Source organism: Streptococcus infantis SPAR10 (assembly GCF_000279535.1).
GTDB classification, from domain to species: domain Bacteria; phylum Bacillota; class Bacilli; order Lactobacillales; family Streptococcaceae; genus Streptococcus; species Streptococcus infantis_I.
Genome location: NZ_ALCH01000010.1, coordinates 1 through 18,146 on the forward strand (window position 1 = coordinate 1; position 18,146 = coordinate 18,146).

The 18,146-nt window shown below is 42.0% G+C and carries 15 protein-coding genes, 2 tRNA genes, 3 rRNA genes, 1 pseudogene and 1 other annotated feature; all 21 genes and pseudogenes read right to left on the reverse strand.

The window, feature by feature from the left end; genetic code table 11:
- Positions 1-57: ribosomal RNA gene (gene rrf / locus SPAR10_RS11385) — 5S ribosomal RNA — on the reverse strand; the annotation flags it as partial.
- A 78-nt stretch (positions 58-135) separates the two neighbouring features.
- A 23S ribosomal RNA gene (locus tag SPAR10_RS10455) occupies positions 136-3,035 on the reverse strand.
- Positions 3,036-3,160: 125 nt separating this feature from the next.
- Positions 3,161-3,233: transfer RNA gene (locus SPAR10_RS10460), tRNA-Ala, on the reverse strand.
- A gap of 50 nt (positions 3,234-3,283) precedes the next feature.
- A 16S ribosomal RNA gene (locus tag SPAR10_RS10465) occupies positions 3,284-4,831 on the reverse strand.
- 226 nt (positions 4,832-5,057) lie between these two features.
- Positions 5,058-5,129 (reverse strand) — tRNA-Glu (locus SPAR10_RS10470).
- 110 nt (positions 5,130-5,239) lie between these two features.
- Positions 5,240-5,776: a transcription termination/antitermination protein NusG gene (gene nusG, locus SPAR10_RS10475; protein ID WP_004254102.1), complete on the reverse strand. Its 537-nt coding sequence runs from the start codon at positions 5,774-5,776 to the stop codon at positions 5,240-5,242.
- A 49-nt stretch (positions 5,777-5,825) separates the two neighbouring features.
- Entirely contained in the window at positions 5,826-6,002 is a 177-nt protein-coding gene (secE, locus tag SPAR10_RS10480) for a preprotein translocase subunit SecE (RefSeq protein ID WP_004254104.1), read from the reverse strand.
- Positions 6,003-6,011: 9 nt separating this feature from the next.
- Entirely contained in the window at positions 6,012-6,164 is a 153-nt protein-coding gene (gene rpmG, locus SPAR10_RS10960) for a 50S ribosomal protein L33 (protein ID WP_001809375.1), read from the reverse strand.
- Between the two features lie 121 nt (positions 6,165-6,285).
- Positions 6,286-6,978: a phosphoglycerate mutase gene (locus SPAR10_RS10485; protein ID WP_004254105.1), complete on the reverse strand. Its 693-nt coding sequence runs from the start codon at positions 6,976-6,978 to the stop codon at positions 6,286-6,288.
- Between the two features lie 132 nt (positions 6,979-7,110).
- Positions 7,111-7,479 (reverse strand): hypothetical protein, encoded by a 369-nt coding sequence (locus SPAR10_RS10490; protein WP_004254107.1) that lies wholly within the window; start codon positions 7,477-7,479, stop codon positions 7,111-7,113.
- A gap of 100 nt (positions 7,480-7,579) precedes the next feature.
- Positions 7,580-10,372 carry an isoleucine--tRNA ligase gene (ileS, locus tag SPAR10_RS10495; protein WP_004254109.1) on the reverse strand — a complete coding sequence of 931 codons (2,793 nt, stop codon included), beginning with the start codon at positions 10,370-10,372 and terminating at the stop codon, positions 7,580-7,582.
- Between the two features lie 46 nt (positions 10,373-10,418).
- Positions 10,419-10,630, reverse strand: a binding site (T-box leader).
- Positions 10,628-11,434, reverse strand: a complete 807-nt coding sequence (locus SPAR10_RS10500; protein WP_004254111.1) for a DivIVA domain-containing protein — start codon at positions 11,432-11,434, stop codon at positions 10,628-10,630. It overlaps the preceding feature by 3 nt.
- Positions 11,435-11,450: 16 nt before the next feature.
- Positions 11,451-11,705 (reverse strand): DivIVA domain-containing protein, encoded by a 255-nt coding sequence (locus tag SPAR10_RS10505; RefSeq protein ID WP_004254113.1) that lies wholly within the window; start codon positions 11,703-11,705, stop codon positions 11,451-11,453.
- An 8-nt stretch (positions 11,706-11,713) separates the two neighbouring features.
- The gene (locus SPAR10_RS10510) at positions 11,714-12,499 is read right to left on the reverse strand and encodes a YlmH family RNA-binding protein (RefSeq protein ID WP_004254128.1); all 786 of its coding nucleotides are present in this window, start codon (positions 12,497-12,499) and stop codon (positions 11,714-11,716) included.
- Positions 12,496-12,756: a YggT family protein gene (locus tag SPAR10_RS10515; protein ID WP_004254129.1), complete on the reverse strand. Its 261-nt coding sequence runs from the start codon at positions 12,754-12,756 to the stop codon at positions 12,496-12,498. The genes SPAR10_RS10510 and SPAR10_RS10515 overlap by 4 nt, the downstream gene beginning before the upstream one ends.
- Positions 12,756-13,304: a cell division protein SepF gene (locus SPAR10_RS10520; protein WP_004254130.1), complete on the reverse strand. Its 549-nt coding sequence runs from the start codon at positions 13,302-13,304 to the stop codon at positions 12,756-12,758. The genes SPAR10_RS10515 and SPAR10_RS10520 overlap by 1 nt, the downstream gene beginning before the upstream one ends.
- 9 nt (positions 13,305-13,313) lie before the next feature.
- The gene (locus SPAR10_RS10525; protein WP_004254131.1) at positions 13,314-13,985 is read right to left on the reverse strand and encodes a YggS family pyridoxal phosphate-dependent enzyme; all 672 of its coding nucleotides are present in this window, start codon (positions 13,983-13,985) and stop codon (positions 13,314-13,316) included.
- A gap of 5 nt (positions 13,986-13,990) precedes the next feature.
- A complete protein-coding gene (gene ftsZ / locus SPAR10_RS10530) occupies positions 13,991-15,244 on the reverse strand; it encodes a cell division protein FtsZ (RefSeq protein ID WP_004254133.1) in 1,254 nt (417 codons plus the stop codon).
- A 16-nt stretch (positions 15,245-15,260) separates the two neighbouring features.
- Positions 15,261-15,446: a cell division protein FtsA C-terminal domain-containing protein gene (locus tag SPAR10_RS11375; protein WP_390899508.1), complete on the reverse strand. Its 186-nt coding sequence runs from the start codon at positions 15,444-15,446 to the stop codon at positions 15,261-15,263.
- A pseudogene (ftsA, locus tag SPAR10_RS10535) lies at positions 15,437-16,628 on the reverse strand (cell division protein FtsA); the annotation flags it as partial. The gene SPAR10_RS11375 and the pseudogene ftsA, both read right to left, overlap by 10 nt.
- A gap of 410 nt (positions 16,629-17,038) precedes the next feature.
- Positions 17,039-18,136: a UDP-galactopyranose mutase gene (gene glf / locus SPAR10_RS10540; RefSeq protein ID WP_004254137.1), complete on the reverse strand. Its 1,098-nt coding sequence runs from the start codon at positions 18,134-18,136 to the stop codon at positions 17,039-17,041.
- Between the last annotated feature and the right edge of the window lie 10 nt (positions 18,137-18,146).

The window sequence follows — 18,146 nt, forward strand, 5'->3', positions numbered from 1 at the left end:
CTTAACTTCTGTGTTCGGCATGGGTACAGGTGTATCTCCTAGGCTATCGTCACTTAACTTTGAGTAATACATACTCAAAATTGAATATCTTTCAAATTTCACTTAAAATAATCACGCTTCGTATTCTCAGTTACTTTGGATAAGTCCTCGAGCTATTAGTATTAGTCCGCTACATGTGTCGCCACACTTCCACTTCTAACCTATCTACCTGATCATCTCTCAGGGCTCTTACTGATATAAAATCATGGGAAATCTCATCTTGAGGTGGGTTTCACACTTAGATGCTTTCAGCGTTTATCCCTTCCCTACATAGCTACCCAGCGATGCCTTTGGCAAGACAACTGGTACACCAGCGGTAAGTCCACTCTGGTCCTCTCGTACTAGGAGCAGATCCTCTCAAATTTCCTACGCCCGCGACGGATAGGGACCGAACTGTCTCACGACGTTCTGAACCCAGCTCGCGTGCCGCTTTAATGGGCGAACAGCCCAACCCTTGGGACCGACTACAGCCCCAGGATGCGACGAGCCGACATCGAGGTGCCAAACCTCCCCGTCGATGTGAACTCTTGGGGGAGATAAGCCTGTTATCCCCAGGGTAGCTTTTATCCGTTGAGCGATGGCCCTTCCATACGGAACCACCGGATCACTAAGCCCGACTTTCGTCCCTGCTCGAGTTGTAGCTCTCGCAGTCAAGCTCCCTTATACCTTTACACTCTGCGAATGATTTCCAACCATTCTGAGGGAACCTTTGGGCGCCTCCGTTACCTTTTAGGAGGCGACCGCCCCAGTCAAACTGCCCGTCAGACACTGTCTCCGATAGGGATCACCTATCCGGGTTAGAGTGGCCATAACACAAGGGTAGTATCCCAACATCGTCTCCTTCGAAACTGGCGTCCCGATCTCATAGACTCCTACCTATCCTGTACATGTGGTACAGACACTCAATATCAAACTGCAGTAAAGCTCCATGGGGTCTTTCCGTCCTGTCGCGGGTAACCTGCATCTTCACAGGTACTAAAATTTCACCGAGTCTCTCGTTGAGACAGTGCCCAAATCATTACGCCTTTCGTGCGGGTCGGAACTTACCCGACAAGGAATTTCGCTACCTTAGGACCGTTATAGTTACGGCCGCCGTTTACTGGGGCTTCAATTCATACCTTCGCTTACGCTAAGCACTCCTCTTAACCTTCCAGCACCGGGCAGGCGTCACCCCCTATACATCATCTTACGATTTAGCAGAGAGCTGTGTTTTTGATAAACAGTTGCTTGGGCCTATTCACTGCGGCTGACGTAAAGTCAGCACCCCTTCTCCCGAAGTTACGGGGTCATTTTGCCGAGTTCCTTAACGAGAGTTCTCTCGCTCACCTGAGGCTACTCGCCTCGACTACCTGTGTCGGTTTGCGGTACGGGTAGAGTATGTTAAACGCTAGAAGCTTTTCTTGGCAGTGTGACGTCACTAACTTCGCTACTAAACTTCGCTCCCCATCACAGCTCAATGTTATAGAATTAAGCATTTAACTCAATTCACACCTCACTGCTTAGACAGACACTTCCAATCGTCTGCTTTAGTTAGCCTACTGCGTCCCTCCATCACTACATACTCTAGTACAGGAATATCAACCTGTTGTCCATCGGATACACCTTTCGGTCTCTCCTTAGGTCCCGACTAACCCAGGGCGGACGAGCCTTCCCCTGGAAACCTTAGTCTTACGGTGGACAGGATTCTCACCTGTCTTTCGCTACTCATACCGGCATTCTCACTTCTATGCGTTCCAGCGCTCCTCACGGTACACCTTCTCCACACATAGAACGCTCTCCTACCATACCTATAAAGGTATCCACAGCTTCGGTAAATTGTTTTAGCCCCGGTACATTTTCGGCGCAGGGTCACTCGACTAGTGAGCTATTACGCACTCTTTGAATGAATAGCTGCTTCTAAGCTAACATCCTAGTTGTCTGTGCAACCCCACATCCTTTTCCACTTAACAATTATTTTGGGACCTTAGCTGGTGGTCTGGGCTGTTTCCCTTTCGACTACGGATCTTAGCACTCGCAGTCTGACTGCCGACCATAATTCATTGGCATTCGGAGTTTATCTGAGATTGGTAATCCGGGATGGACCCCTCACCCAAACAGTGCTCTACCTCCAAGAATCTTGATGTCGACGCTAGCCCTAAAGCTATTTCGGAGAGAACCAGCTATCTCCAAGTTCGTTTGGAATTTCTCCGCTACCCACAAGTCATCCAAGCACTTTTCAACGTGCCCTGGTTCGGTCCTCCAGTGCGTCTTACCGCACCTTCAACCTGCTCATGGGTAGGTCACATGGTTTCGGGTCTACGACATAATACTAAAGCGCCCTATTCAGACTCGGTTTCCCTACGGCTCCGTCTCTTCAACTTAACCTCGCATCATATCGTAACTCGCCGGTTCATTCTACAAAAGGCACGCTCTCACCCATTAACGGGCTCGAACTTGTTGTAGGCACACGGTTTCAGGTTCTATTTCACTCCCCTCCCGGGGTGCTTTTCACCTTTCCCTCACGGTACTGGTTCACTATCGGTCACTAGGGAGTATTTAGGGTTGGGAGATGGTCCTCCCAGATTCCGACGAGATTTCACGTGTCTCGCCGTACTCAGGATACTGCTAGGTACAAAGACTATTTTAAATACGAGGCTCTCACTCTCTTTGGCTGACCTTCCCATGTCATTCTTCTATAGTCTTTGAGTCCACATTGCAGTCCTACAACCCCGAAGAGTAAACTCTTCGGTTTGCCCTCCTGCCGTTTCGCTCGCCGCTACTAAGGCAATTGCTTTTGCTTTCTCTTCCTGCAGCTACTTAGATGTTTCAGTTCACTGCGTCTTCCTCCTCATATCCTTAACAGATATGGGTAACAGGTAGTACCTGTTGGGTTCCCCCATTCGGAAATCCCTGGATCATCGCTTACTTACAGCTACCCAAGGCATATCGTCGTTTGTCACGTCCTTCTTCGGCTCCTAGTGCCAAGGCATCCACCGTGCGCCCTTATTAACTTAACCTTACTTTTTTGACCTTTCAGTCATAAACTCTTATTAATACTACAGCGTTTTCGGTTTATTTTCTTGTTACTATTTGATATAGATATTCAATTTTCAATGTGCATTACTTGGTGATCTCTCACCAATGGAGCCTAGCGGGATCGAACCGCTGACCTCCTGCGTGCAAAGCAGGCGCTCTCCCAGCTGAGCTAAGGCCCCACAAGACCTCTCAAGACTAAACAAGACCAATGTGCATTCCTTATCCTTAGAAAGGAGGTGATCCAGCCGCACCTTCCGATACGGCTACCTTGTTACGACTTCACCCCAATCATCTATCCCACCTTAGGCGGCTGGCTCCTAAAAGGTTACCTCACCGACTTCGGGTGTTACAAACTCTCGTGGTGTGACGGGCGGTGTGTACAAGGCCCGGGAACGTATTCACCGCGGCGTGCTGATCCGCGATTACTAGCGATTCCGACTTCATGTAGGCGAGTTGCAGCCTACAATCCGAACTGAGATTGGCTTTAAGAGATTAGCTTGCCGTCACCGGCTTGCGACTCGTTGTACCAACCATTGTAGCACGTGTGTAGCCCAGGTCATAAGGGGCATGATGATTTGACGTCATCCCCACCTTCCTCCGGTTTATTACCGGCAGTCTCGCTAGAGTGCCCAACTGAATGATGGCAACTAACAATAGGGGTTGCGCTCGTTGCGGGACTTAACCCAACATCTCACGACACGAGCTGACGACAACCATGCACCACCTGTCACCTCTGTCCCGAAGGAAAACTCTATCTCTAGAGCGGTCAGAGGGATGTCAAGACCTGGTAAGGTTCTTCGCGTTGCTTCGAATTAAACCACATGCTCCACCGCTTGTGCGGGCCCCCGTCAATTCCTTTGAGTTTCAACCTTGCGGTCGTACTCCCCAGGCGGAGTGCTTAATGCGTTAGCTACGGCACTAAACCCCGGAAAGGGTCTAACACCTAGCACTCATCGTTTACGGCGTGGACTACCAGGGTATCTAATCCTGTTTGCTCCCCACGCTTTCGAGCCTCAGCGTCAGTTACAAGCCAGAGAGCCGCTTTCGCCACCGGTGTTCCTCCATATATCTACGCATTTCACCGCTACACATGGAATTCCACTCTCCCCTCTTGCACTCAAGTTAAACAGTTTCCAAAGCGTACTATGGTTAAGCCACAGCCTTTAACTTCAGACTTATCTAACCGCCTGCGCTCGCTTTACGCCCAATAAATCCGGACAACGCTCGGGACCTACGTATTACCGCGGCTGCTGGCACGTAGTTAGCCGTCCCTTTCTGGTAAGATACCGTCACAGTGTGAACTTTCCACTCTCACACTCGTTCTTCTCTTACAACAGAGCTTTACGATCCGAAAACCTTCTTCACTCACGCGGCGTTGCTCGGTCAGACTTCCGTCCATTGCCGAAGATTCCCTACTGCTGCCTCCCGTAGGAGTCTGGGCCGTGTCTCAGTCCCAGTGTGGCCGATCACCCTCTCAGGTCGGCTATGTATCGTGGCCTTGGTGAGCCGTTACCTCACCAACTAGCTAATACAACGCAGGTCCATCTGGTAGTGGTGCAATTGCACCTTTCAAGCAGCTATCATGCGATATCTACTGTTATGCGGTATTAGCTATCGTTTCCAATAGTTATCCCCCGCTACCAGGCAGGTTACCTACGCGTTACTCACCCGTTCGCAACTCATCCGGAAAGAGCAAGCTCCTCCTTCAGCGTTCTACTTGCATGTATTAGGCACGCCGCCAGCGTTCGTCCTGAGCCAGGATCAAACTCTCATTAAAAGTTTGAGTTCTCACTCATTTCTGTCACTGACAGATTTATTGTTTTTTCATTGTTCAGTACTACAACTTCATGTTGTAGTGCCCTGCACATTGGTTCGTCTTGTTCAGTTTTCAAAGGTCTTTGTCGCGCTTACGACAACTATATTAGTATATCACAGTCACTTTTCTCTGTCAACAGGTTTTTTTAACTTTTTAAATCCTATTTCCATCAACCGCGATACACCCATAGTCCGTACGGGATTCGAACCCGTGTTACCGCCGTGAAAAGGCGGTGTCTTAACCCCTTGACCAACGGACCTTGAGCTTTTTCAACTCTTTCTATTATACCTACTTTTAGAATCCTGTCAACTAGTTTTTTAAAAATTAGTTGACAGAATTCTAGATTCACAAGTAGATAAGTAACTGATATTACAATTCAGCAATTTGATTCAAGTTTACTTCTGCTACTGTATCATTACCAAACATTGAAATAATCATTTTCACTTTGTTATTATCAATTTCAGTAATTTTTCCTGTGTAATCAGCAAAGGCACCGTCAATGATTCGAACTGTTTGACCAACTTCAACATTGATATCGAATTCTTGAACCGTTTGTCCCATTGATACCAAGATATCTCTGATTTCTTGTTCCAAAAGCGGAGTTGGTTTAGATCTGTTTCCGTGTGAGCCAACAAATCCCGTAACGTTTGGTGTATTACGAACCACAAACCAAGCTTCATCGGTCATAACCATTTCTACAAGGACATATCCTGGGAAGCGATTTTCTTCAACTTCTTTTTTCTTCCCATTTTTTTCAACTTGCACAGTTTGAGTTGGAATTTCCACACGTAGGATATTATCCAACATATTATATGTTTGTGCACGTTGCAAGAGATTTTCTTTTACTTTATTTTCATAACCAGAATATGTTTGTAGGACAAACCATCCTTTATCAAAACTATCCATCTTTTTTCCTTTCTTAATGGTAAACTTCTTTCAGCCTATTTATACTATCTTAAAAAATGTTAATGAATCGGATTAATCCGCTAACGATTAACTGGTCAAAAATATAAATGATGACAACAAAGAAGGCAGTGTATTCCATGATAGATTTGAAATCTACCCAACTTTGTTTTCGAGTTGGCCAAGTTGTATCTTTAAGAAGTGTAAAGATATCCTTAATAAAACCCATTCTTATCTCCTATCTCGTTTCTCGATGTGTTGTGTATTTACCACAATGTTTACAAAATTTATTTACTTCTAAGCGAGTCGGTTTTGGATTCCCACTAATTTTAATTGAGTAGTTTCTTGAACCACAAACCGCACAGGCTAAACTTGCTTTTTTAAGTGCCATAGCGCCTCCATCCTATCTATTATAACAAGAATCCCTGTCTTTGACAAGTTAAATTGCACTCTGCATTTTCCTATTTTCAAAATAAAAAAAGCCTAGGAATAATCCTAGACTCTATTTTACATTATTTACCAAGATAGTATTCAGAAACTACGTTCAATTTTTCGTCAAATTCGAATACCAATGGTGGGAAGTTAGGGATTTCCACATCCATGATTTCGTCGTCTGATAATTGTTTGATGTGTTTTACAAGGGCGCGGATTGAGTTACCGTGTGCACCTACGAATACGTTTTTACCATCTTTAAGTGCTGGAGCGATTTTATCTTCCCAGAATGGAAGGGCACGTTCCAAAGTCACTTTCAAGTTTTCAGCATCTGGAATTACTGAGTCATCAAGTGAAGCGTAACGACGGTCAGTGTGAGCTGAGTGCTCATCATCACGAGGCATTGCTGGAGGCAATACATCGTATGAACGACGCCAGATGTGAACTTGCTCATCACCAAATTGTTCAGCAGCTTCAGCTTTGTTTTTACCAGTCAAACCACCGTAGTGACGTTCGTTCAAGCGCCATGATTTTTCAACTGGAACCCAAAGTTGGTCAGATGCTTCAAGTGCAAGGTTAGTTGTTTTGATTGCACGTTTCAATACTGAAGTGTAAGCTTGGTCAAATTCAATACCAGCTTCTTTGATCAATTTACCAGCATCGATAGCTTGTTGAGTACCTTTTTCAGAAAGATCTACGTCAGCCCATCCTGTGAAAAGGTTAGCTTTGTTCCATTCAGACTCACCGTGGCGAGCGAAAACCAATTTTACCATTAGTTGGATTCTCCTTTTATTTTTCGAGGTTGCCCTCGTTTATCTATTCTATTTTACACAATTTTTCACAAAAAAGCTAGTTAAAATCAACTAAAAAGAGAAGAGCTCATGGACTCTTCCCTAAAAAATAATTTATTCTTCAATTCTAAATTGTTTCAAGCTTGCTAGGTACAAAGCTCCACCGATGACAAGGACGATTCCACCAATCCACCCAAGGAAAGGAATCAAGGCAACTACAGATCCTACGATAAATAGAATCGATGGTGCTAGTGAAATACGATTGTCATCCTTATAGTAGACAAGTGAGAGAATTCCAAGAATGAGGGTTGCAATTTTCACTAAAGAGAAAACAATGAAAATAATGCCCAAAATTAGCCCTGCAGCATCTTCGTCTTCAGAAATGGCTGCAAGAAATACCATAAAAATTGGTAAGAAAGCTAAAATTGCCCCTGCAATAATACCAATAAAGCCATCTACTTGTGCTAGTGTTTTTGTCTTCATAAATATCTCCTTTTATTCTAATAAGGTATATTATACCATATTTTTATTAAAGTTTTAATTTTTAAAAAAATACAGGAGTAACTCCTGTATTTTTGTTAGACTATTTAGCTTCAAATCCTTCTGCTACTGCATCCGCAAAGTTTTCTTCAACGATGCTTGCACAGTGATCGCAGATAGTTGCATGGTAGCTACGTTCTGCTGTACTTGGGTCGATACGACGACAACGGTCACAAACTTCACCAGCCGCACGGTCAACTGTGAAGGCTACATCTTCAAAGGCCACTGCAGCTTCTGGAGCTGATCCTTCAGCGATGGTCAATTCAGAGACGATCAAGAGTTGGGCTACATTGCTATCAACAGCTCCAAGAAGAGTTTTCACTACTTCATTTGGATAAACTGTCAAGTGAGCTTCAAGTGATTTACCAATCACTTTTTCATTACGTGCTTCTTCCAAGGCTTTTTGAGCTTGTCCACGGAAGTCCATAAAGGCTGCCCATGTATCCAAGATTTCCTCTTGGTTGGCAAAAGTTTGAGCTTCTGGTAATTCTGATAATTGAACAAAGTCTTCTGTTTCAAACTCGAGATATGACCAGATTTCTTCTGCAGTGTGAGGAAGAATTGGTGTCAAGAGTTTGGTAATTTTCACAAGGATGTCATAGAAGACTGTTTGCATCTGACGGCGTTCGAGAGATTTTGCACCTTCGATGTAGACAACATCTTTGGCAAAGTCAAGATAGAAAGCAGACAAATCAACGTTGATAAAGTTCACTAGGGCTTTATAGATTGTCAAGAATTCGAAGTTTGCATAAGCGTCACGAATGGTCTTAACAAGCTGATTAAAACGGATAGTCATGTACTTATCAACAGAACGAAGTTCTTCGTAAGCTACTGCATCTTCAGCTGGGTTAAAATCAGAAGTGTTAGCAATCAAGAAACGAAGGGTGTTACGGATCTTACGGTAAGTTTCAGAAACTTGACTCAAGATATCCATAGAGATACGTACGTCGTTGCTTGAATCAACACTTGTTACCCAGAGACGCAAGATTTCCGCACCAAATTGTTTTTCAACATCGCTTGGAGCAATGGTATTCCCAAGAGATTTAGACATCTTCTCACCTTTACCGTCAAGGGCAAAACCTTGCGACAAGATTTGTTTGTATGGTGCTACACCATGATTAGCCACAGATGTGATGAGAGATGAGTTGAACCAACCACGATATTGGTCAGAACCTTCTAGGTAGAGGTCTGCTGGATATTTAAGTTCGGGGCGATTAACTACGACACCATTCCATGATGAACCTGAGTCAAACCAAACGTCCATGATGTCTGTTTCTTTCTTGAACTCGCCATTTGGTGAACCTGGATGTGTAAATCCTTCTGGCAAGAGGTCTTTGGCATCACGTTCCCACCAGATGATTGAACCATGTTCTTCAAAGAGTTGAGCTACATGCTCGATGGTTTCAGCTGTCATGATTGGTGTACCATCTTCTGCATAGAAGATTGGAAGAGGAACTCCCCAAGCACGTTGACGAGAGATGACCCAGTCACCACGGTCACGAATCATGTTGTAAAGACGGACTTTACCCCACTCTGAGTGGAACTTCACTTTTTCAATTTCGTCCAAGATTTCTTGGCGGAATTTAGATACAGAAGCAAACCATTGAGGCACTGCACGCCAGATGATTGGTTTTTTCGTACGCCAGTCAAATGGGTAAGAGTGAGAGATTTCTTCTTGAGCAAGAAGTAAATCACCAAGTTTTTCAATAACTGTTGGCACAACCTTGTCGTAGAATTGACCTTCGAACTCTGCTCCAGCATTGGCCATCATGATCCCGCGTTCGTTAACAGTCACAGCAACTTCAAGCCCATTGGCAACACCGACATTGTAGTCATCCTCACCAAAACCAGGAGCTGTATGGACGATACCAGTACCAGAATCAGTTGTAACATGGTCACCAAGGATAACGAGTTCATCTACTGCTGTATCCCATGGGTGCTCTGTCACAATTTGGTTCAATTCTGAACCACGGTAAGTAGCCAAAACTTGAACATCTGCCCAACCAAATTTCTCAGACAAACTGTTCAACAATTCTGAAGCAACCACAAACTTACGAGTTTCGCCAGCTGGTTGCACCAAGACGTAATCAATATCCGCACCGACTGTCAAACCGCGAGAAGCTGTGATGGTGAATGGAGTTGTTGTCCAAACGACGATATAAGTATCAGTGTCTAGAACACCTTTGCCATCTTTGACCTTATTGGCATAGTAAAGGGATGTTGAAACCAAGTCGTGGTATTCAATTTCCGCCTCAGCAAGGGCTGACTCTGATGACCATGACCAGTAAACAGGCTTCGCTCCACGGTAGATATAGCCTTTATTAGCCATTTCACCGAAGACACGGATTTGCGCTGCTTCATAGTCAGGAGTTAGTGTTACATATGGATTTTCCCAGTCACCAGAAACACCCAAACGTTTAAAGTCTTCGCGTTGTTTATCTACTTGAGACAGAGCGTATTCACGGCAAAGTTTCAAGTATTCAACAAGGTCCATTTCTTTGCGTTTAACACCTTGTTTTGCCAAAACTTGTTCAATTGGCAAACCATGAGTATCCCAACCTGGGATGTAAGGTGCATAAAAGCCTGACATAGACTTAGAACGAACAATGATATCTTTAGAGATCTTGTTCATGGCATGTCCTACGTGGATGTTCCCGTTGGCATACGGAGGACCATCATGAAGCGTGAAATGCGGTTTTCCTTCATTTAATTCTTGACGACGTTGATAAAGTTTAGCTTCATCCCATTCCTTTTGCCAAACTGGCTCTTTGGTCGGAAGACCAGCACGCATTGGAAATTCTGTTTTCCCAAGATTGAGGGTTTCTTTAAGTTTCATGTTTACTCCTTTAATGTAAATTGATAATATAAAAACCACGACTCGCAAAAAGGACGAAAATCGTGGTACCACCTTTGTTCGGAAAAAGACCTAGTCTCTTTCCCTCTTTTCCCGTAACGTGGGCAACGTCAAATCTTACTATTTTCAGATTTGATACTAAGAGAGGATAAACTTACCAACAGGGATTGTAGGACTTCCACCATCTCCTACTCGCTAGAAATTTGATTGATAAATTCTTGTTCTCTAATGAGATTCTTATAAAATTAGAACTGATTCTTGTTGAGTGTCAGCATCATCTTGAGGTCCTTCCTCATGTGCTGGCTCAACAGGAGTTTCAGCAGCTGGCAGAACTTCAACTTCAGTTGACTCTTCAGCAGCTTGTTCAGCCTCTAACAATTCTTTGTTAGCAGCTTCAATACGCGCTTGAAGTTCTGCAACTTCTTCTGGAGAAAATTGACGAGTCATGTCAATTGGTTCTTCATCATGATATGAAGATACATCTTCACCTAGAACCTCTTGGACGACTTCCTTGAATGCTTCGTCGCTCGTTTGAAGATAAGTTGCAGTCGGACGCAAAATTTCTTCCCAATCTGATGAATCAACAATAGCCAACTGACTTTCGATTGTTGATTTCAAACGTTGGTGGAAGACGCGACTCTTGTTCTTCAACTCTTCAGTTTCTACAGCAACTTTTTTAGCATTATCTGTTGCTTGTCGCAAAATTTCATTGGCTTTATATTTTGCTTCATCAAGCAAGCGTTGGGCATCTTGCTCAGCCTGCTTAATGATGTTATTAGAACGGTCGTTCGCAGCTTGTTTCACACGTTCAGCTGTGTCTTGAGCAATCAATACTGACTGACTCAATGAATCTTTGATTTCATCAAAATAAGATAGACGCTCTTCTAAATTTTTAATGTGCTGTTCTTTTTCATGATTACTACGAACCAAATCTTCATAGTCACGAACAACAATATCTAAAAATTCATCAACTTCTTCACGGTTAAAACCTCTAAACTGAACACCAAAGGTTTTATCCTTAATTTCTAACGATGTAATTGGCATATTTTTCCTCACTTATTTAATAAAAAATAGAATCATGAATTGCTTCTGGTTCTTGCTCGTTTGTTACTGTTCTTTTAGGAATATCAGTCGTATAGTCGGAAAGACGTTCTTCTAGTTTTTTGATGTAGAGTTCAGTTTCCTCTTTGTTTCGGATTAATTCCTCTAATTCAAAATAAATCTTATCTAGAAATAGGTCAACTTCTTCCTGATCGTAGCCTCTGAATTTTCTTGAGAATTCTTTATCAGTAATTTCTTGTGGTGTAATCGACATGTTTATTCTCACTTGCTTAATAGTAGCTGGACTGTTAATTTTTTCTTATCCTTTTTGGTTTGACCGTTTTCTTTAAGTAAGATAATTCGACCAAAGCGTCTGACGCTGATTAAATCACCAATTTTTACCGGATAGTCCGATTTTTCAACTATATGATAGTTGACTTGAACCAACTTTTTTTCAACCATGGCCGAAGTTTGGGAACGAGATAATTTCAATATGCTAGATAAGAAGGTATCCAGACGAAGACTTGAAACCAAGACTTCTTTTTCTTGATAGTCATCTTTGGATTCTATCATATCTGAAAAAGGACGTTCTACTAAACTTACAGGCAACTTGGAAATCTTTTGAATTCCATCTTGGAAAAGAGTGGTAAATCTTCGATCGACAATAATTTGGGCTTTATCTTCTGTCACCAGAATGTCTCCGAATAACTTACGGTCAATACCTAATCGATTGAGAACTGTACCCAATATCTTTGAATGGGTCAGTTGCTGAAACTTGCTGGGATACACGATCTCAAGCAAGGTCATTTCAAAATCTTCCAAACTTGGCGTGAAGTAATCGGGCGCTAAAATAACCCTAGCGTATTCCGAAGAGATATAACTCGTACTAGAGAAGACTTTTATCCCTCTATTATTTCCTAAAGTTTCCAAGATAAATACTTGGTGAGGATTTATAAAAGGAGATAAAATCGGTGCATAGTGCTCCTCGACTTGACTCAACCACTCCAACCCCTTATCGATGAATGGAATATCCTCCGTTGCGAAATGTTGGTAAAGTTCCTTGCTCATAATATGACTAGCAAATTGATAAGATAGCGACTAATCATGCGCAAGAGAATTAGAGCTATCCAAACAGAGAAATCCAAACCTGCGATTTGAAGAGGTAGACGTTTTAGAGGTTCAAGAATTGGTTTACACAAAGTCTCTAAAAATTTCCCCAACTGTGTGTTATAGGCATTTGGAAACCATGATAATAGAGCAAAAGCTACAAGTATCAGTGAATAGATATCTGTAGCATTTTGGATAAAACGAATTATTAGAAACATTAACGTACTCTATTTCTCTTCATGTCAAAGTCGTATTCTTCGCTTTGAGCTTCTTCAGGTAAACGAATATCTTCAATGTTTACCACAACACCAACAGGTGTCAAAAGATACATTGTGTTCGCTACTTTTCTTAACTCACCAGCAAGGACATGACGTGCTCCATCCAAGTAATCCAAACAACGACGAGCTTGAACTTCTGTCATATATTGGAAGTCAATCAAGATACTTTCATTTCCAGCCAACAAATCAACAATATCTGTTGCATCTTCATAACGGCGTGGGTAACGAACATCGATGGTTACTTTTTCAGTAGAGTGATGGCTTTCAATTGCTAGTTGTTGCTGACGGGCATGAAGTTTTGTAATATTTTTCTCTTTTGTTTCGACTGAAGAAGAATCTTGAGCAGCAGCTTGCTTTGGCAATTCTCTTTTTTGAGGAACCGAAGCTAGTGAACGTTCAGGTTGTGCAGCTACAACTTCTGAAGCAACTTCATCTCCATCTTCTGTAAAGTAATCTATAAATTTATCAAATTTATCTTTTAATGACATGATTATTTCCTATTTAAAAAATGCTGTACCAATTCGAACAAAAGTTGAGCCACACTGAATCGCTTCTTTATAGTCACGGCTCATTCCCATACTTAGTTCTGTCATTGGCATATTGGGGAATTGTTGTTCACGAATGTATTGTTGCAACTCTTGCGTTTCTTTAAAGATTTTTTGCAACTCTTCTGTTTGGGCCTCAAAGGGAGCCATGGTCATGAGACCAACATACTCGATTTGATCCAAGCTAGACAAGTCGGACAAGACTGTCAATAGTTCTTCTTTTGAAAAACCATGCTTGCTTTCCTCTCCAGAAATATTGACCTGCAAAAAACATTTAACTGTTCGATCGGCACGTTTTTGAATCTCTTGAGCTAATTTCAAAGAATCTAAAGCGTGAAAATAATCAACAAAAGGAATAACATCCTTGACTTTTCTTCTTTGTAAGCTACCAATCAAGTGCCAAGTAACATCTTTATCACTTAAAGCATGATACTTTTCAAGAAATTTGTCAACACGGTTTTCACCGATGTGTTTGACTCCTTGGTCAATCAAATTTGCTGCAGTTGCAATATCAACATATTTTGTTACGGCAATTACAGAAACCGAACCGTCTTCACGGCCGGTTTCTTGAATTGCTTTTGTAACCTGTTGAAATACCTGATTTGTATTTTCTTTTAAATCCATCTCTATTAACGGTTTTTAAAGAATGGTGGTGTTTCCAACTCATCTTCGTCAGAAGATGGTGCTTCAAAACGCTCAACTGGTGATACGACTGACTCACCTTGACGAACAATTGAATCACGTCTCAAGTCCCAATCACCAAAAGCTGATGCTTTAGGCGCTTCAGTGTGACGTTGTGAAGGAGTTGGAAGTTCAGCTGTTTCTGCCAAATCAAAATGGCGGTCATAAGTGTGTGTATGTCCAGATTTTACTGGTTCACGGAATGACGCTTGTCTTGGTTGTGGCGCTACAACTTTTTCGACTGCATCTTGACGAACTCCAGTAGCAACAACAGTTACACGGATTTCATCTTTCATTGATTCATCAATAGAAGTACCGAGCCAGATATTTACGCCATGCCCAGCAGCTTGATTGACGATTTCAGAAGCTTCTTCCGCTTCAATCAAAGTCATATCCAAACCACCAGTTACGTTAACGATAACATCTTCTGCTCCATCAATAGTTGTTTCAAGAAGTGGTGAGTAGATAGCTTTACGAGCCGCTTCGATAACACGCTCTTCTCCGCTACCGATACCAATACCCATAAGGGCATTTCCTTTGTTTGCCATTACAGTCTTCACGTCAGCGAAGTCCAAGTTGATCAAACCAGGATTTGTAATCAAATCTGTAATCCCTTGAACACCTTGGCGAAGAACGTTATCTGCTTCAGACAAAGCTTCAAGAAGTGGCGTTTTCTTGTCAACAATTTCTAATAAGTTGTTGTTTGAGATAATCAAGAGAGTATCAACATGTTCACGAAGTTCGTTGATTCCTTGGACTGCGAATTGACCACGTTTGCTTCCTTCGAAACCGAATGGACGTGTCACAACACCGACAGTCAAAGCACCTAAACCTTTAGCGATACGAGCGATAACTGGTGCAGCACCTGTACCAGAACCACCACCCATACCAGCAGTGATGAAGACCATATCTGCACCACTGATAGCTTCAGTAATTACTTCTTCGCTTTCTTCAGCAGCCTTACGACCAACTTCAGGCTGTCCTCCAGCACCAAGTCCACGAGTTAATTTTGGACCAAGTTGGATAACTGTTTCAGCTTTTGTACTGCTCAAGGCTTGTACATCTGTGTTGGCTGCGATGAACTCAACACCTGAAACGCCTTCGTCAACCATGCGGTTAATGGCGTTTCCACCGCCACCACCGACACCAATTACTTTAATTACTGCACCTTGTGCTGCTGCTGTATCAAATGAAAATGTCATATTTTATTCCTCTATCCTATTCATCAAACATGCTTCCGATTAAGCTACGGAATCGCTCAGTTAATTTTGGTTTTTCTTCTGATTGATTTGGAGTTGCTGATTCAGCAGTATAAGTTGGTTCTGCTGATTCAGTTGAAGTTGTACCAAACACTGAACGTTGAGAAGCTGCAGGTTTTTCCTGACTTGAAGTTCTGAAATCAATTGGTTGTTGACGTAGAACTTGATCTCCTCTGATAGCTCTTTGAGCCAAAACATTCACTTCTGTAAGACTTCCAGCAAATTCTGACAAACTAATCACATGAGCAAATGCAGGATTGCGGATACCCACTTGGTTTGGAACATAAAGTTTCACACGAACTCCAAGTACTTCTTGGGCAAGCTCAACGATACCTGGCAGAATAGCATTCCCACCAATCAGAGCAATACCTCCTGGCAAGTCCAACAAATGTCTTCTTTCCAAATCTTGTTTGATTTGTTCAAAGATGTGTTTCAATCTAGCTGAAATAATTTGAGCCAAGTATTCTTCTGTAACTTCAACAGGTTCTACTTCACCAATCACTTCAACTTGGAAAGTTTCTTTGCTTGCAAGTTGCGGATAAGCTTCACCGTAGTTAAGTTTCAAACCTTCTGCAATCTTTTTAGAAGTTTTAAGAACTTTTGAAATGTCTTTAGTGACGTAATCGCCACCTTCTTGGTAAACATTTGTGTATTGAAGTTCTTGATTACGGATAGTAGCAACACTTGTTTGGCCACCACCCATATCAATAACAGTCGCTCCAAACTCACGTTCACCTTCGTTAAGAACAGAGTTTACAATTGCAAGTGGTGAAATAATCACATTATCAACTTGAACTCCAACACGTTCTACAGTTTTACGAAGGTTGTGAAGAATGGTTCTTGGACCTGTATAGAGAAGCCCACGCATTTCCAAACGAACACCCATCATACCACGTGGGTCACGAATACCTTGGAAACCGTCTACTACAAATTCTTCTGGCACAAACGTAATCACTTCACGATCAGGTGTCATGCTCTTGGTCAAAGCTGATTTGACTACATTCTCGACATCTTGATCTGTAATTTCTTTTGTATCTGATGTTACAGGAATCATTCCTTGAGTTGGTTCCACTTGCAACAAGTTTGCTGGAAGTCCAACGTTCACTGATTTAATTGAAATTCCTGCTTTTTCTTCTGCTTGAGAAATAGCAGATTTGATAGCCGTTGCTGCGGCTTCGATGTCAACGATAATCCCATCCTTGACACCTTTACTTTTGGCGTTACTAACACCGATTACATTTACTTCACCATCTACAAGCTCAGCAACTAACACTTTAATTGAGCTTGTTCCAATATCTAAGCCTGTAAAGAAACCATTTCTAGTCATTACATTGCGTCCTCTCTATCTTCCAAGTTTCACACTTTGATTTTTTAACAGCTACAAGAAGGCATAGCTATTCACAGAATATTATATCACAAAAATATGATTCGTGCCTAATTTTTTGTGATTTTATCGAAGGTTTTTCATTAAATTTATTTTAATATTCCATTACAAGTCCTTCTTTTTTATTTTTTCTATAAAAAACAGTGTAAAAATGTCAGAAAAGCTGAAAAATGGCTATGAAAATTCCTATCATTTCCAATACTTATTTATCTATTTGCAATTATTTTCCTATTCATTTTCAAGGCAAGGATGATATCAAAATACACTCGGCTATACGCCCCCTTTTTACATGCTATTATCGTTCATTTTTATCTTCCAAAAAAAGAAAAAAGAAGCTAGAAACTAGCCTCTTTTTATGAAAATTCATTCTCAACGACTTCAAGAGCACGCTCAATAACGACATGCATGTCGTAGTATTTGTAGTCTGCCAGACGTCCACAGAAGATGACCTTGTCATTTTTGGCTGCTTCTTCTTGATACTTAGCAAACATAGCGTTGTTCTTTTCATCGTTGATTGGGTAATATGGTTCGTCTCCACGTTTCCAATCAGCAGGGTACTCACGAGTGATAACCGTCTTCGGTTGAGTACCATACTCAAAATGCTTGTGTTCGATGATACGAGTATAAGGAATCTCACGCTCTGTATAGTTGACCACAGCATTCCCTTGATGATTTTCCTCATCCAAGACTTCGTGCTCGAATCGAAGGCTGCGGTATTCTAACTCCCCATGTTTGTAGTCAAAGTACTGGTCAATCATACCTGTAAAGACAACTTTATCAGCTGATTTTTCCAGCTCTTCACGATTGGCGAAGAAATCAACCCCAAGTTCTACTTCTACATCGCCTAACATGTTTTCGATAATGACGTTATAGCCACCGATTGGAATCCCTTGGTAACGGTCGTTAAAGTAGTTGTTATCAAAGGTCAAACGCACCGGAAGACGCTTGATGATAAATGGAGGAAGGTCTGTTGCAGAACGTCCCCATTGCTTTTCTGTATAGCCCTTGATCAATTTTTCATAGATATCCGGACCAATCAACTTGATGGCTTGTTCTTCAAGATTTTTAGGCTCAACATCTTTCATGTCAGCCGTTTGCTCTGCAATCTTGTCCTTAACTTCTTGTGGTGTCTTGGTTCCCCACATGGCATAAAAGGTATTCATGTTGAAAGGAAGATTGTAGAGGCTTCCCTTGTAGTTAGCCACTGGTGAGTTGATATAGTTATTGAATTCAGCGAACTGGTTCACATAGTCCCACACTTTTTTATTAGAAGTATGGAAAATGTGGGCACCATACTTGTGAACATTGATGTCTTCAACATTTTCACAGTAGATATTTCCACCGATGTGATCACGTTTGTCAATCACTTTTACTTTTTTTCCACGTTTTGTAGCTTCATGTGCAAAGATTGCTCCAGACAAACCTGCACCAACGATAAGATAGTCGTACATAGTTAACTCC

Excerpts from the sequence above, each read along its gene's own strand:
- SPAR10_RS10525 (WP_004254131.1), bottom strand. The coding sequence starts at position 13,985 with ATGGATTTAAAAGAAAATACAAATCAGGTATTTCAACAGGTTACAAAA.
- ftsZ (WP_004254133.1), bottom strand. The coding sequence starts at position 15,244 with ATGACATTTTCATTTGATACAGCAGCAGCACAAGGTGCAGTAATTAAA.
- glf (WP_004254137.1), bottom strand. The coding sequence starts at position 18,136 with ATGTACGACTATCTTATCGTTGGTGCAGGTTTGTCTGGAGCAATCTTT.
- ileS (WP_004254109.1), bottom strand. The coding sequence starts at position 10,372 with ATGAAACTTAAAGAAACCCTCAATCTTGGGAAAACAGAATTTCCAATG.
- SPAR10_RS10520 (WP_004254130.1), bottom strand. The coding sequence starts at position 13,304 with ATGTCATTAAAAGATAAATTTGATAAATTTATAGATTACTTTACAGAA.
- SPAR10_RS10485 (WP_004254105.1), bottom strand. The coding sequence starts at position 6,978 with ATGGTAAAATTGGTTTTCGCTCGCCACGGTGAGTCTGAATGGAACAAA.
- rpmG (WP_001809375.1), bottom strand. The coding sequence starts at position 6,164 with ATGGCACTTAAAAAAGCAAGTTTAGCCTGTGCGGTTTGTGGTTCAAGA.
- SPAR10_RS10505 (WP_004254113.1), bottom strand. The coding sequence starts at position 11,705 with ATGTCGATTACACCACAAGAAATTACTGATAAAGAATTCTCAAGAAAA.
- SPAR10_RS10500 (WP_004254111.1), bottom strand. The coding sequence starts at position 11,434 with ATGCCAATTACATCGTTAGAAATTAAGGATAAAACCTTTGGTGTTCAG.
- SPAR10_RS10490 (WP_004254107.1), bottom strand. The coding sequence starts at position 7,479 with ATGAAGACAAAAACACTAGCACAAGTAGATGGCTTTATTGGTATTATT.
- secE (WP_004254104.1), bottom strand. The coding sequence starts at position 6,002 with ATGGGTTTTATTAAGGATATCTTTACACTTCTTAAAGATACAACTTGG.
- SPAR10_RS10515 (WP_004254129.1), bottom strand. The coding sequence starts at position 12,756 with ATGTTTCTAATAATTCGTTTTATCCAAAATGCTACAGATATCTATTCA.
- SPAR10_RS10510 (WP_004254128.1), bottom strand. The coding sequence starts at position 12,499 with ATGAGCAAGGAACTTTACCAACATTTCGCAACGGAGGATATTCCATTC.
- nusG (WP_004254102.1), bottom strand. The coding sequence starts at position 5,776 with ATGGATAGTTTTGATAAAGGATGGTTTGTCCTACAAACATATTCTGGT.